At 44.6% G+C, this 13,274-nt stretch carries 13 protein-coding genes, 2 tRNA genes and 1 rRNA gene; 4 read left to right on the top strand and 12 right to left on the bottom strand.

The features are described from left to right. Positions 1–107 precede the first annotated feature (107 nt). The 3 genes from AC0L6N_RS20265 to AC0L6N_RS20255 form a co-directional block, all read right to left on the bottom strand. Positions 108–183 (bottom strand) — tRNA-Ala (locus tag AC0L6N_RS20265). Positions 184–296: 113 nt separating this feature from the next. Beyond that, a tRNA-Ile gene (locus tag AC0L6N_RS20260) sits at positions 297–373 on the bottom strand. 240 nt (positions 374–613) lie between these two features. Then, positions 614–2,146: ribosomal RNA gene (locus tag AC0L6N_RS20255) — 16S ribosomal RNA — on the bottom strand. Positions 2,147–2,661: 515 nt separating this feature from the next. Here AC0L6N_RS20255 and AC0L6N_RS20250 point away from each other — a divergent pair. Then, positions 2,662–3,195 (top strand): gamma carbonic anhydrase family protein, encoded by a 534-nt coding sequence (locus tag AC0L6N_RS20250; RefSeq protein ID WP_011572980.1) that lies wholly within the window; start codon positions 2,662–2,664, stop codon positions 3,193–3,195. Positions 3,196–3,241: 46 nt separating this feature from the next. Here AC0L6N_RS20250 and AC0L6N_RS20245 read toward each other — a convergent pair whose 3' ends face one another. The 9 genes from AC0L6N_RS20245 to AC0L6N_RS20205 all read right to left on the bottom strand — a co-directional run bounded on the left by AC0L6N_RS20245 (position 3,242) and on the right by AC0L6N_RS20205 (position 10,229). Continuing rightward, the gene (locus AC0L6N_RS20245; RefSeq protein ID WP_473477238.1) at positions 3,242–3,484 is read right to left on the bottom strand and encodes a hypothetical protein; all 243 of its coding nucleotides are present in this window, start codon (positions 3,482–3,484) and stop codon (positions 3,242–3,244) included. Next, positions 3,481–4,299, bottom strand: coding sequence for a shikimate dehydrogenase (aroE, locus tag AC0L6N_RS20240; RefSeq protein ID WP_473481395.1), 819 nt, complete (start codon positions 4,297–4,299; stop codon positions 3,481–3,483). Before aroE ends, AC0L6N_RS20245 begins: the two co-directional genes overlap by 4 nt. A 146-nt stretch (positions 4,300–4,445) precedes the next feature. Then, positions 4,446–5,129 carry an OmpW/AlkL family protein gene (locus tag AC0L6N_RS20235; protein WP_473477235.1) on the bottom strand — a complete coding sequence of 228 codons (684 nt, stop codon included), beginning with the start codon at positions 5,127–5,129 and terminating at the stop codon, positions 4,446–4,448. 202 nt (positions 5,130–5,331) lie between these two features. Then, complete coding sequence (gene hemF / locus AC0L6N_RS20230) at positions 5,332–6,255, bottom strand: oxygen-dependent coproporphyrinogen oxidase (protein ID WP_011572976.1); 924 nt, start codon at positions 6,253–6,255, stop codon at positions 5,332–5,334. Between the two features lie 3 nt (positions 6,256–6,258). Then, positions 6,259–6,822, bottom strand: coding sequence for an L-threonylcarbamoyladenylate synthase type 1 TsaC (gene tsaC, locus AC0L6N_RS20225; RefSeq protein WP_473477232.1), 564 nt, complete (start codon positions 6,820–6,822; stop codon positions 6,259–6,261). A 68-nt stretch (positions 6,823–6,890) separates the two neighbouring features. After that, entirely contained in the window at positions 6,891–7,451 is a 561-nt protein-coding gene (locus AC0L6N_RS20220; RefSeq protein ID WP_473477229.1) for a DNA topoisomerase family protein, read from the bottom strand. A 56-nt stretch (positions 7,452–7,507) separates the two neighbouring features. Beyond that, on the bottom strand, positions 7,508–7,984 hold the full coding sequence (locus AC0L6N_RS20215; RefSeq protein ID WP_006994873.1) for a DUF494 family protein: 477 nt from the start codon (positions 7,982–7,984) through the stop codon (positions 7,508–7,510). Position 7,985: 1 nt separating this feature from the next. Then, positions 7,986–9,125: a DNA-processing protein DprA gene (gene dprA, locus AC0L6N_RS20210; RefSeq protein WP_473477226.1), complete on the bottom strand. Its 1,140-nt coding sequence runs from the start codon at positions 9,123–9,125 to the stop codon at positions 7,986–7,988. 24 nt (positions 9,126–9,149) lie between these two features. Then, entirely contained in the window at positions 9,150–10,229 is a 1,080-nt protein-coding gene (locus tag AC0L6N_RS20205) for a LysM peptidoglycan-binding domain-containing protein (RefSeq protein WP_473477223.1), read from the bottom strand. Between the two features lie 238 nt (positions 10,230–10,467). Here AC0L6N_RS20205 and def point away from each other — a divergent pair, with 238 nt between their 5' ends. Genes def through rsmB form a run of 3 tightly spaced genes read left to right on the top strand, consistent with a single transcriptional unit; the run spans position 10,468 to position 13,244 of the window. Then, a complete protein-coding gene (gene def / locus AC0L6N_RS20200; RefSeq protein ID WP_011572971.1) occupies positions 10,468–10,977 on the top strand; it encodes a peptide deformylase in 510 nt (169 codons plus the stop codon). 9 nt (positions 10,978–10,986) lie between these two features. Further along, entirely contained in the window at positions 10,987–11,934 is a 948-nt protein-coding gene (gene fmt, locus AC0L6N_RS20195; protein ID WP_011572970.1) for a methionyl-tRNA formyltransferase, read from the top strand. Next, positions 11,931–13,244 carry a 16S rRNA (cytosine(967)-C(5))-methyltransferase RsmB gene (rsmB, locus tag AC0L6N_RS20190; RefSeq protein WP_473477221.1) on the top strand — a complete coding sequence of 438 codons (1,314 nt, stop codon included), beginning with the start codon at positions 11,931–11,933 and terminating at the stop codon, positions 13,242–13,244. Before fmt ends, rsmB begins: the two co-directional genes overlap by 4 nt. Positions 13,245–13,274 lie beyond the last annotated feature (30 nt).

Here is a 13,274-nt window from a genome sequence, read left to right as displayed (position 1 = left end):
GTACGCACAATTAAGGTTTAAAAAACCTTAATCAATAAACATTTAATGTAATGCGTATTGATTAAGGCTACTTAATCTTTTTGAGCAAAAATCACTTTCTTAGAAAGTGGTGGAGCTAAGCAGGATCGAACTGCTGACCTCCTGCGTGCAAGGCAGGCGCTCTCCCAGCTGAGCTATAGCCCCTCAAAAATCATTGAGGATTTTATTTTTTGGCCAGTTCGTATTTAGGCTAGGCGGATACCGAGGACGTTTAGCCTGCTAAACGACGAGGTGTCCAACACCGCATAAATGCGAAATGGTAGGCTTGGGCAGACTTGAACTGCCGACCTCACCCTTATCAGGGGTGCGCTCTAACCAGCTGAGCTACAAGCCTCTTGCTCGGTCTTTGTCATTGATACTGCCTTGCTGCAGAATTTGCTTGGTCATTAACAGACGTTAACTCCCGGCGACAAATTCTTCGCGGCGTTGCCTCAATAACAAATCCACTTCGCAATCTTCTTTCGAACATTGCGACAAGTTGCTTGAATATCCCAAGCACTTCTTTTTTGCTCTTCTTTACTAACAACAAAACAATCTGTGTGAACACTCAGCCTGATGAGGCCTAACCTAATAGTAAGGAGGTGATCCAACCCCAGGTTCCCCTAGGGTTACCTTGTTACGACTTCACCCCAGTCATGAATCACAAAGTGGTAACCGTCCTCCCGAAGGTTAAACTAGCTACTTCTTTTGCAACCCACTCCCATGGTGTGACGGGCGGTGTGTACAAGGCCCGGGAACGTATTCACCGCAACATTCTGATTTGCGATTACTAGCGATTCCGACTTCATGGAGTCGAGTTGCAGACTCCAATCCGGACTACGACGAGCTTTAAGGGATCCGCTTACTCTCGCAAGTTTGCTTCCCTCTGTACTCGCCATTGTAGCACGTGTGTAGCCCTACTCGTAAGGGCCATGATGACTTGACGTCGTCCCCACCTTCCTCCGGTTTGTCACCGGCAGTCTCCTTAGAGTGCCCAACTTAAGGCTGGCAACTAAGGACAGGGGTTGCGCTCGTTGCGGGACTTAACCCAACATCTCACGACACGAGCTGACGACAGCCATGCAGCACCTGTATCTAGATTCCCGAAGGCACCAATTCATCTCTGAAAAGTTTCTAGTATGTCAAGAGTAGGTAAGGTTCTTCGCGTTGCATCGAATTAAACCACATGCTCCACCGCTTGTGCGGGCCCCCGTCAATTCATTTGAGTTTTAACCTTGCGGCCGTACTCCCCAGGCGGTCTACTTATCGCGTTAGCTTCGCTACTCACGGATTAAATCCACAAACAGCTAGTAGACAGCGTTTACGGTGTGGACTACCAGGGTATCTAATCCTGTTCGCTACCCACACTTTCGCACATGAGCGTCAGTTACTGACCAGGGAGTCGCCTTCGCCACTGATGTTCCTCCAGATATCTACGCATTTCACCGCTACACCTGGAATTCCACTCCCCTCTCCAAAACTCTAGCCTGCCAGTTCTAAATGCAATTCCCAGGTTGAGCCCAGGGCTTTCACATCTAGCTTAACAAACCGCCTGCGTGCGCTTTACGCCCAGTAATTCCGATTAACGCTCGGACCCTCCGTATTACCGCGGCTGCTGGCACGGAGTTAGCCGGTCCTTCTTCTGTTGCTAACGTCACAGCTAACGGGTATTAACCGTTAACCTTTCCTCACAACTGAAAGTGCTTTACAACCCGAAGGCCTTCTTCACACACGCGGCATGGCTGCATCAGGGTTTCCCCCATTGTGCAATATTCCCCACTGCTGCCTCCCGTAGGAGTCTGGACCGTGTCTCAGTTCCAGTGTGGCTGATCTTCCTCTCAGAACAGCTAGAGATCGTCGCCTTGGTGAGCCTTTACCTCACCAACAAGCTAATCTCGCTTAGGCTACTCTTTGCGCGGGAGCCGAAGCCCCCTTTGGTCCGAAGACGTTATGCGGTATTAGCTATCGTTTCCAATAGTTATCCCCCACACAAAGGCATATTCCTAAGTATTACTCACCCGTCCGCCACTCGTCATCTTCTAGCAAGCTAGAAATGTTACCGTTCGACTTGCATGTGTTAGGCCTGCCGCCAGCGTTCAATCTGAGCCATGATCAAACTCTTCAATTAAATATTTATCGAACATGAATTTTTTTGGTAGACACTCATCAAGTGAGTGCCCACACAGATTGTCTTGTTATTAATTGTTAAAGAACAGTGCTACCGAAGTAGCGTGCTTCCTTGGAAGCGGCTTAAGATGCTGTCCGTGGACCCTCTTAAGCGGGAGGCGTATAATACGCTCTCAAGTTTTGATGTCAACAAATTTTTTAATTTAATTTCAAACTAAGCAACTTGCTGAATCCCACTAACCACAACACTCTTAGAGCATCGCAATGACATGATTTATAGTTAAAAAATCCTGTCTCGATAAGCCGTTTTAAGTGGCCTCCCCGAAGCGAGATGCGCATTATAGAGATCCCAACTTAGAGCGCAACCCTTTATTTGAAAAAATCGTTCAACTGCCGATTTAATAAGCGGTTCGTTCAAAGTAAAAGCAAACCGATGATTTTTACGACAGTAATAGTGATTCCAAGACATATTCAGTTTGTTATCATCACGCTATAACACAGCAGAATGGACTGACAATGAGTATTAGAATGTATAAGGGCATAAAGCCAACTCTGGCAGAGAGTTGTTATATAGATGAATCAAGTGTGGTGGTGGGTGATATCGAATGCGGCGATGACGTGAGTATTTGGCCATTGGTTGCAGCACGTGGTGATGTTAACTACATAAAGATAGGTGCTAGAAGTAATATTCAAGATGGTTCAGTGCTGCATGTGAGCCGAGTGACTAAAGAAAACCCTAAAGGCCATCCGCTTATTATTGGGGAGGATGTCACTGTCGGTCATAAATGTATGTTGCATGGCTGCGTGTTAGGTAACCGCATTCTCGTTGGTATGGGGGCGATCGTAATGGATGGTGCTATCGTTGAAGACGACGTATTTATTGGAGCAGGCAGTTTAGTTCCACCAAATAAGCGTTTAGAGAGCGGTTATCTTTATGTAGGTAGCCCAATTAAGCAAGCTAGGCCACTGAAAGATTCTGAACGTGCTTTTTTGAAAGTATCGGCTGATAACTACGTCAGACTTAAAAATGAGTATCTAGAAGAAGTATAGGCGTATCTTAGAAAGCTCAAGAAAGAGCTTTCTGACAAGTTTTACTCTAGGCTTCCATCGATTTGGCGTTAATGTGAATAACGCCATTTTCATCCCATTGCTCATTCTCTACAAGTTCGGAGATTGTTTCTTCCAAGTCGAACTGATTCGCTTGGTAAAATTCATCCATATCACCTATTGCTATTCCACATACATGGCAATGCATAATGAGCCCAGACACGATTAGATTTATAACCATAATGTCGTCTAGTATTTCGAAGCCATCTTGAATTTGAACAGCCTGATTCACAGCATTTCTCGCACAATTTCAATAATAGGTTCTATTTTGGGTCGAACTTTTCGCCAAACATAGAAGCTTTCGGCTGCTTGACCCACTAACATGCCCAGTCCATCGGCCGTTCTAATACTAGGGGTACATTCTTGAGCCCAGACCATAAAAGATGTTGCCTGTGCTTTATACGTCATGTCATAAGCATATGATGCATTGATAAAAATACTCGGAGTGATTTCGGGTAACCCTCCATCCAAGCTCGAAGAGGTACAGTTAACAATCAGGTCGAACTGTATTTCGGGTAAGTCGTTAAAGCCTGAAGCAGTAATAACCCCTTCTTTTTTAAACCTATCCGCTAGCTGCTGGGCTTTGCTCGCCGTACGATTAGCAATATGAATATTTTGTACTTTAGCAGTGAGTAGAGGAAGAATGACTCCACGAGTCGCCCCACCAGCGCCAATCAACAATAAACGCTTTCCGTTTAACTCCCCCCATAAGCGCTGAAGATCCTGAACTAAGCCAGCCCCATCGGTGTTGTCACCCAAAATTGAACCATCTTGGCGCTTATATAGCGTATTGACCGCTTCAGCAGCTCTAGCGCGTGGTGTCAGTTCATCGGCAAAGCGAAATGCGTCAAGTTTGAATGGGGAAGTAACGTTTGCTCCAATAAAGCCCTCGGTAAAGAATGCATTGATTGCATCATTGAACCCGTTAGCATCGGGTTGTTGACGTCCGTATTCAATGACTTGTTGGGTCTGTTTAGCGAACAGCGTGTGGATCAAAGGGGATTTACTGTGCTCAATGGGATTACCAAAAACGGCGTATCGGTCCATAGTCTCAAAGGTCGTAATCAATTTGTATGGCAAGACTAGCGTAAAATTATGTTCGACTGAATAGCGAAGGTGCTGAATAAAGATAAGAAAGGCTGAATTAGTAATAAGTAACTGGAAGCGACGCACTTACGTCGCTTCCATTTGTATTAAAACTTGTAGCCTAGCATGAGCGAATATACCCATGGGTCGATATCGACTGATACCTGAGCAGGCAAATCCAAAACGTCAAACTTTGCTTCTGTATCAATATCGATATAGCGCACCGACGCGTTTATTAACCAGTGTTCATCTAACTTGTAATCCATACCTATTTGCGCGGCAATACCAAACGACTCATCAAGACTTAAATTATTAAAAGACTGAGCTTCTCTATTGCCCACAAATTGCTCATCGAAGAAAACTGTGTAATTTAGTCCAATCCCCACATACGGCTGTATGGTTTCAGAAACGGGGAAGTAATAAAGAGCACTAAGTGTCGGAGGTAATTGTTTACTTTCAGCTAATTTACCGTCACCTAAACCTAGCTCATTATCGAGTGTGTTATTCAACGTAATATCATGTGTGAATGGGCTGGCTGCTAATAATTCTAAGCCAATGTTGCTGGTAAACATATAGACCGCATTCAGACCCAACTGAGTGTTGTTGTTTACTGATGCTCCCATGCCCACATTTCCAACGCTTTGCACCGTTACATTTGAACTTGATTCATCTGGAGCGACTGTCGTTAAACCTGCTCGTACTATCATGTCACCTGGTTCGTAGGCATTGGCTGTGCCCATTATGGTGGCCGTTAAAGCTAAACTGGATAACACTATTTTGAAGACTTTCATTATTACCTCTGCGTATAAATTTTAACGGCAGTGTAATGAGCAATCGCCAGTCATTATTGATCTATATCAATATTTTTATCAGGTTATAAGTGAGAGAATTCGAGGGATGATTAAATTTGAGCTGGATCAAGAAAACAATAGATTCGCACCGACACCAATTGATGGTGCCAAGTGCTAATACTTATACATGTTTAGTAAAGGGCTACTCGTTTAACCAGTCCCGAGGATGCAGATAATCTGCATACAAAGCATCTTCTTTACTGCCTGGTATTGGGTGGAAGTCGTACTCCCAACGAGCAAGAGGCGGCATAGACATCAATATTGACTCTGTTCGCCCTCCCGTTTGCAAGCCGAATAAGGTTCCTCTGTCCCAAACCAAATTAAACTCTACATACCGGCCTCTTCTATATAGCTGGAAGCTTCTTTCCTGCTCTGAAAAAGACGTATCTTTACGTTTTTCTAAAATAGGTACATAGGCATCTAAAAAACCATTACCGACAGCTTGCATGAATGCAAAACTACGTTCAAAGCCCCATTCATTTAAATCATCAAAGAAAAGCCCCCCTACTCCCCGCGTTTCATCGCGATGTTTTAAGTAAAAGTAGTCGTCACACCATTTTTTATATTTGCTGTATACGTCTTTACCAAAGGGCTCACATAAATCCTTGGCAGTTTGATGCCAATGGAGTACATCTTCATGCACCGGGTAGAAAGGTGTTAAGTCGAAACCACCGCCAAACCACCAGATAGGCTCTTCACCTTCTTTTTCAGCAATGAATATGCGCACATTCGCATGGGAGGTCGGTACGTGAGGATTTTTAGGATGAATAACGAGTGAAACGCCCATCGCTTGAAAGCTCCGACCTGCTAGCTCTGGTCGAGACGCCGTTGCAGATGCCGGAAGTTGCCCACCGTATACATGAGAAAAGTTAACTCCGCCCTGCTCAATCACCTGGCCATTCGTCAGCACGCGCGTACGCCCGCCCCCACCTAATTCTCTCTGCCAGTTGTCTTCGATGAAACTACCCTTACCGTCAGCCATTTCTAGCGTTTGGCAAATATTGTCTTGCAGATCAAGCAAAAACTGCTTTACCGATTCGATATCGGTCACGTGTGGTTGGGGCATGGTTTAATTATCTCTAATAGTTTGGCCACTATGGCCGTGACGAATTTTACTGGGGCTGCGGGATCCACCAAGCGAGCCGTCGATTAAGATCACTTGGTCAGAAAAATAAGATGTAACCTCATCGGCACTCAGCGCTGGCGGATGACCAGCAGTGTTTGCACTTGTAGAAACTAGCGGCTTATTTGCTCGCTGACAAAGATCCTTTATGAGTGGGTGAGCACTGACTCTGACAGCAATGAATTCAGACTCCCCTGTCACCCAACTCGGTGCTGTTTTCGATTTAGGAAGCAGCCAGGTTATCGGTCCAGGCCAACTTGAAAATATCTCGGTGCGCTTAGTCATTTTGATGGCGCTGTCATCTACATATGGCAATAACTGTGAATAGTTATCCCCGACCAGAATCAATCCCTTGCTGACATCGCGTTGCTTTAAAGCAAGTAGTTTGGTGACCGCCTGTTCGTTATCAGGATCGCATCCTAGGCCAAAGACGGCTTCCGTCGGATAGGCAAAAACCTTCCCAGCTAAATAGTCGAGTAAAAAAGGGTCGTCAGTGTGGTTTGCTGTCATTTTTATATTGCTTAGAGTTTATATGGCACAGAGTGTAAAACAGGACGTAACAAGGATAAACCTAAAGGTCATTCCTGCGCAGGCTGCTTGTAACCACATTTACGCTCGGGGCACTGCCAAATAAGTCCTGCCGCTGCTTTTTTCTCCTGCATAACAGGCCAAGCGCATTTGGGGCACGCATGGGCGACTGGTGTAAAATTCAGTGCGTAGTGACATTGAGGATACTGGTCACAGGGATAGAAGTTCTTCCCATATTTATTGGCCCTCTTTGTTAGGTGCCCTTTATGGCAAGAGGGGCATTCGACCTTATCTGTGTCTTGAGTTTTATTTGATTTTACGTAGTGGCATTCAGGAAAATTGCTGCAAGCGATATACATACCGTAGCGCCCTTTTCTAATCACCAACTCGGACTCGCATTCAGGACAGTGGGAGCCTTCAATAACGGTTAATTCAGTATTGTCGCTATCATGAAGTGGTTTGCTGTACTCACATTTTGGATAATCACTACAGCCGATAAACGCACCATTTTTACTATGTCGAAGTTGCAATGGCGCATTGCAATCCGGACAGGGCCCGGGGTCAAACGCGGATTCATGAGTGCTGAAAAGAGAATGATCAATTTTAGACATGTGACAGGTGTGCCTTAGCAATCACGGGTTTACGCTCTAAACCCGTGTCAGAGTGATTAATGCAACGGCCCTTCTGGCTCTTCAAATAATAAATCTTCCATTTGTGCATAAGCATTTTCTTTACCCGGCACGTTGAACAGCACCATAAGCACAACCCACTTCATGTCCTCTAAACAGAATTCTTTAGAGTCGATTTCCATGACGCGATCAATAACCATCTCACGCGTTGTAGAGTCCAGTACATTAATTTGCTCTAAAAACATGAGAAAGCCACGGCACTCGATATCGAGGCGCATCTCTTCTTCATGCGTATAAATACGTGTAACAAAAGAAGTAGGCCCTTTCACTAAATAAGGGTTTATGTCAGTTTCTTGTAAAGCCGCTAGTTTTTCGAGCCAAGATAATGCTTTGTATATTTCATCTTGATGAAAACCGGCGCGCACCAGTTCGTCGGTCAATTCATCTTGATCGACGCGAATTTCTGTTTCACTGTGAATGAAATTTTCAAAAAGATACATGAGGATATCAAACATGTTATTTTTCCCCCAATTTAAGGTAACCGCCTGGGACTGCTGCAACTAACCCACGCAATTCGTATTCTAATAATTGAGACATAACCTCAGCAACTGGCATGCCACATCGCTCTACAACTATATCCAACGGTGTGGTTTCAAAATCTACACTATCTAACAATTTGTCAGAAGCCAAGCTTTGTCTCGCGCTTTTTTGCAATTCACTCTGCTGGATATTCAAGAAATTAAGTGCCAGATGCTGATATTCATCGTTAATATCACCCACACATTCCACCAGCTTTGCACCCTGTTTTATTAAATAGTGGCATCCTTTAGATAATACGTTGTTTATATTACCAGGCACCGCAAACACGTCCCTGTTTTGCTCAAGCGCATAACGTGCGGTGATTAGAGACCCGCTTTTTATAGCAGCTTCGATGATTAATGTACCCAACGACATGCCGCTGATAATTCGATTCCGCCGGGGAAAATTTTCAGGCTTTGCAGGCATCTCAGGGACAAATTCAGAAACAAGCGCGCCCCCTTGTTCAAGTATACTGTCAGCCATTTTAACGTGCCGCTTGGGATAAATATTATTTAGACCTGTCCCTAGCACCGCAACAGTATTGCCTTGAACGTTAAGTACTCCATCATGAGCAAGACCATCAATGCCCAATGCCAACCCGCTGGTTACTGTCCATCCGCATTGAGATAAACCTTGGGCAAAATACTGAGCGTTTTGCTTACCAGCGATAGAAGGGTTGCGACTTCCTACTATTGCTATCTGATGAGTATTTAATAAATCTTTATTTCCAAGACAATATAATAATATGGGTGGTCTGGCCGTTTGCAATAGCACTTTAGGGTAATGCTTCGAGGTTATGTTAAGCAGTGAGCTGCTTGTTTGCTCAGACCACTGTAAGCTTTTGTCCAATCGCCGCTCATCAGGATGCTGCAATTGCTGTATTTGCCCATCGGTGAAGCCGTAGGCAGCTAGTTGCTTTGGATTAGCGTTAAATAAATCCGCTATTTGTATAGCGTTCTTGCGCAATATGGTTGCCAGTTTAGCAACAGAAAATCGTGGTAGCTGGGCTAGTATTAGCCACTGGCGCTGCTCACTCTCAGATGTTTCACGATAGGCATGTTCGTTTTCTTGATACATAAGGCTCCACTCAAACTGGCAGCCCTACGGTTTTGCAACGATAGCGCCTTTTCGAATAACTGTAGACGAACGCGTGACGAGTGCATAACTTACCTTGTCAAAGACGCTAAAGACCAAAAGTTCTCCCACCTTCATCCACAGCTGGGGCAATACATCATTTTCTGCAAACAGTTTCTCAATCGTTTGAGCCTCAGCGAGATACTTTGGCGGCTCTCCATCGATCACTGCTGCACCTTGTTGATAAATGCCCATTACCGTGCCGCGTTTAATATTACTGCTGCCAACATCGATAACCACAACGCTAAATTTGCCTGATAATTGGTATTGGGATACATCAGCAATAATATTTCCTCTTTGCTCTATCGCTGCTGTTATATTGAGCAACGCTTCAACATTATTATTAGGGGTTTCTTTTAAGAGTTTATCACCTCGCTTTACTTCCAAATTAGCGGATGACAACGTCACTAAGGATTGCTTAGGTAAAGCTGGAGCTAATGCCTGCCCGTCGGCCACATGGCGAACTTGCACACCCAAAAATTCACCTTTGGCACTGAATAGAGACTGCTGCTTACGCACAACCTGATAATGACCCAATGGCAATTTTTCATGATTAACCAACACCAGATCATTGTTTGAAAAGTATTCAGTTCCTTTCGTGCTACCGACAATAGATGGTAATTCAGCATAGAGCTTTTCACTCAGCACAAGCTCTTGATTAAAATAAGGTTCTATCTCATGCCAAGGGAGTACAGCAATAGGTTGATTCGATTTATTGATTTGTGTGGCTGAGGGTGAGCGCACTAGATACGGTTTTTTTTCGCCACGAATTAAATCGACGAACGGCTTTCCCGCGGCACTAACCGTTAGGCGTAATTGGTCCCCCGGAAAAATGAGATGCGGATTGATAATTTGCGTATTCGTTCGCCAAATTTGCGGCCAATACCAAGGTTTGTGCAGAAAAAGGTTAGAGATGTCCCACAATGTGTCGCCATGTTTTACGACATAAGTACGTGGGGCGTTCTCTTTTAGTTTTATCACGTCCGCATGCGCCCAAAATGGCGAAAGTAGAAGCACAAGGCTCAAGCGAAGTAGATTATTCAACATGTGGCATGGCACCTTGTATCTAGGGCTATTATGTTTTTATTCCATATCGGTTAGAATAGCCTGTTATTGCAAAGATTAAATAGCCTGAAGATCAGGTTAGTATGATAATTGATACCAAGAGCACCGATACCTCCTTGATTGACAACCATAGAATTGAGGAACCGAGTGCGCTATTTTTTGAATACCTCCTTGCCATTTTTTATTTATTTGGTGGGAGCAAAATGAGTTAAATGTAAACATGGCTATATTAGATGTATTGAGATTTCCTGATGAGCGCTTGCGCACAGTTGCCACGCCTGTTGATAAAATAGACAGCTCCATAAAGACACTGGTGAGCGACATGCTTGAAACCATGAAGGATGAAAATGGTATTGGGTTAGCAGCAACACAAATAAACGTGCACAAGCGCGTAGTGGTCATTGACGTTTCTGAAGAGCAAGATAAACCACAAGTGTTTATTAATCCTGAGATTACGCACATGGATGGCACAACGATCAGTGAAGAAGGCTGCTTGTCTGTTCCTAATAACTACGCCAAAGTTGAGCGAGCAGAGAAAGTAACCGTAAAAGCGTTAGACGAAAATGGCGATGCATTTACGTTGGATGCAGATGGCTTACTGGCTATTTGTATTCAACATGAGTTGGATCATTTAAAAGGTAAACTTTTTGTAGATTACTTGTCGCCACTTAAGCGCCAGCGTATCCGAACCAAATTAGAAAAAGAAGCCCGCTTAGCAGCCAAGGCTTAAGAGGTTACATTGAAATCAGGTCTTAAAATTGTTTTCGCTGGTACGCCAGAGTTCGCCGCCAATCATTTATCCGCGCTAATAGAATCTGAACATCAGGTAATCGCGGCTTACACTCAACCTGATAGACCTGCTGGTCGAGGGAAAAAACTGCACGCTAGCGCGGTGAAGCAGCTTGCTCAGCAGCACGATATACCGGTTTACCAACCAGCATCACTTAAATCAGAAGAAGCCCAACAGCAACTTGCTGCATTAAATGCTGATGTCATGGTTGTCGTCGCCTATGGCTTGATTTTACCGCAGATTATTCTTGATACGCCCAAGTACGGTTGCTTGAATGTACATGGTTCACTGTTACCCAAGTGGCGTGGTGCGGCTCCTATTCAAAGAGCAATATGGGCAGGTGATGCAGAAACAGGGGTCACCATCATGCAAATGGATAAAGGTTTGGATACAGGCGCGGTGCTAAGCGAATTACGTCTTGCGATTACCCCTATAGATACCAGCGCAACCTTATATACAAAGTTAGCGGAGCTTGGCCCTAAGGGATTATTAGAGACTTTAGCCTCTTTAGGAGACCTTACGCCTCAGGCACAAGACAACACATTGGCTACTTACGCTGAAAAGCTATCCAAACAAGAAGCTAAAATTGATTGGACCATGACAGCAGCTCAGCTTGAGCGTAATGTTCGTGCATTTGACCCTTGGCCTGTTGCGTATTTCGAAGCAAACGGCGCCGCTATTAAAGTGCGTAGCGCTGAAGTGCAACAGACGCCAATTTGCGATAACGCTAAGCCAGGCCAAATTATTCAAGCAGATAAGCATGCAATTGGTGTACAAACCGGTGACGGCGTTTTGTTGATTAAAACATTACAGTTACCGGGTAAGAAGCCGCTGGCGACTCAAGACATACTCAATGGTCACAGTGATTGGTTTAGCGTCGGTACAATACTTTCATGAGCCAATCAAAAGGTAGATACCAGCAAAACTTGCGCGCCGATGCCGCCCGTGTGCTTTTTCAAATATTAGAGCAAGGTATGTCAGCTAGAGAATGCTTACCTGCAGCACAACAAGATCATAATGAAAAAGACAAAGCATGGTTGCAAGAAATGACTTACGGCGTACTTCGCCAGCTGCCCTTACTACAGCACTGGCTAAGATTGTTGCTCGATAAGCCGTTAAAGAAAAATGTGAAAGTGGTAGAGCACCTAATTATGCTTGGGTTTTATCAACTTGCCTTTTCTCGAGTGTCAACTCATGCCGCTGTTTCTGAATGTGTGAATGCCTGCGTGCCATTAAATGCGATAGCAACCAAGGGTTTAGTAAATGCTGTTTTGCGTAATTTCATACGCCAAGATACGGCGCATAATTTACCTGATAATGAACAAGTTTTGAGCGGACAGCCAAAATGGTTCTATAAAAAGCTCGTTGATGCTTACCCCGATAATTACAAGACCATATTAGACGCAATGCAAGTAAAAGCACCTATTTGGTTGCGCGTTAATAATAAGCACAAGAGTACTGATGAATATTGTCGACTTTTAGACGACAGGGAAGTGGCCTATGAGCGTCAAGCAACCCAGCCTCAAGGTATTATTTTATCAAAAGGGTGCGACATCACCACTCTGCCAGGTTATGACGAAGGTTGGTTTGCGGTGCAAGATGGTGCAGCACAATTAGCCGCTGGGCTGCTAGGCTCACAACCTAATGATCGCGTATTAGATTGTTGTGCAGCGCCGGGAGGCAAAACGTGTCACATAATTGAGCTACAGCCCGATTTAGCCACATGCGTAGCAATAGATATAGAAAGCAGCCGCCTTAAACGCATCGAAGAAAACTTAACTCGCTTAGGGCATCAAGCGACACTCATTTGCGGTGACGCCAGCGAGCCAGCATCATGGTGGGACGGCCAGTTATTCGACCGCATATTGCTAGATGCGCCTTGCTCAGCCACGGGCATTATTCGCCGCCACCCAGATATAAAGTGGTTGCGTAAATCCAGCGACATTGACGTACTTGTCGCGTTACAAAGCAAAATAATCGATGCAATGTGGGCGTTGTTAAAGCCTGGTGGAACTATGCTTTACGCAACGTGTTCAATTCTTCCAGCGGAGAATCAGTTGCAAATTAATGCGTTTTTAAATCGTACGCCTGATGCGCTGTTAGACGATAAATTTGATAACGACGCAGCACAAAAGCCAGGAAGACAGATTTTACCTGGTGAAAAACAAATGGACGGTTTCTATTACGCTCGACTACTAAAAGCCTAAAAACCGTATATTGTCTAAACAGAGCAACAC

The organism is Paraglaciecola sp. G1-13 (genome assembly GCF_055809255.1).
Note: the sequence above shows the minus strand (reverse complement) of the source record. Positions and strands in the feature narration are given on the sequence as shown.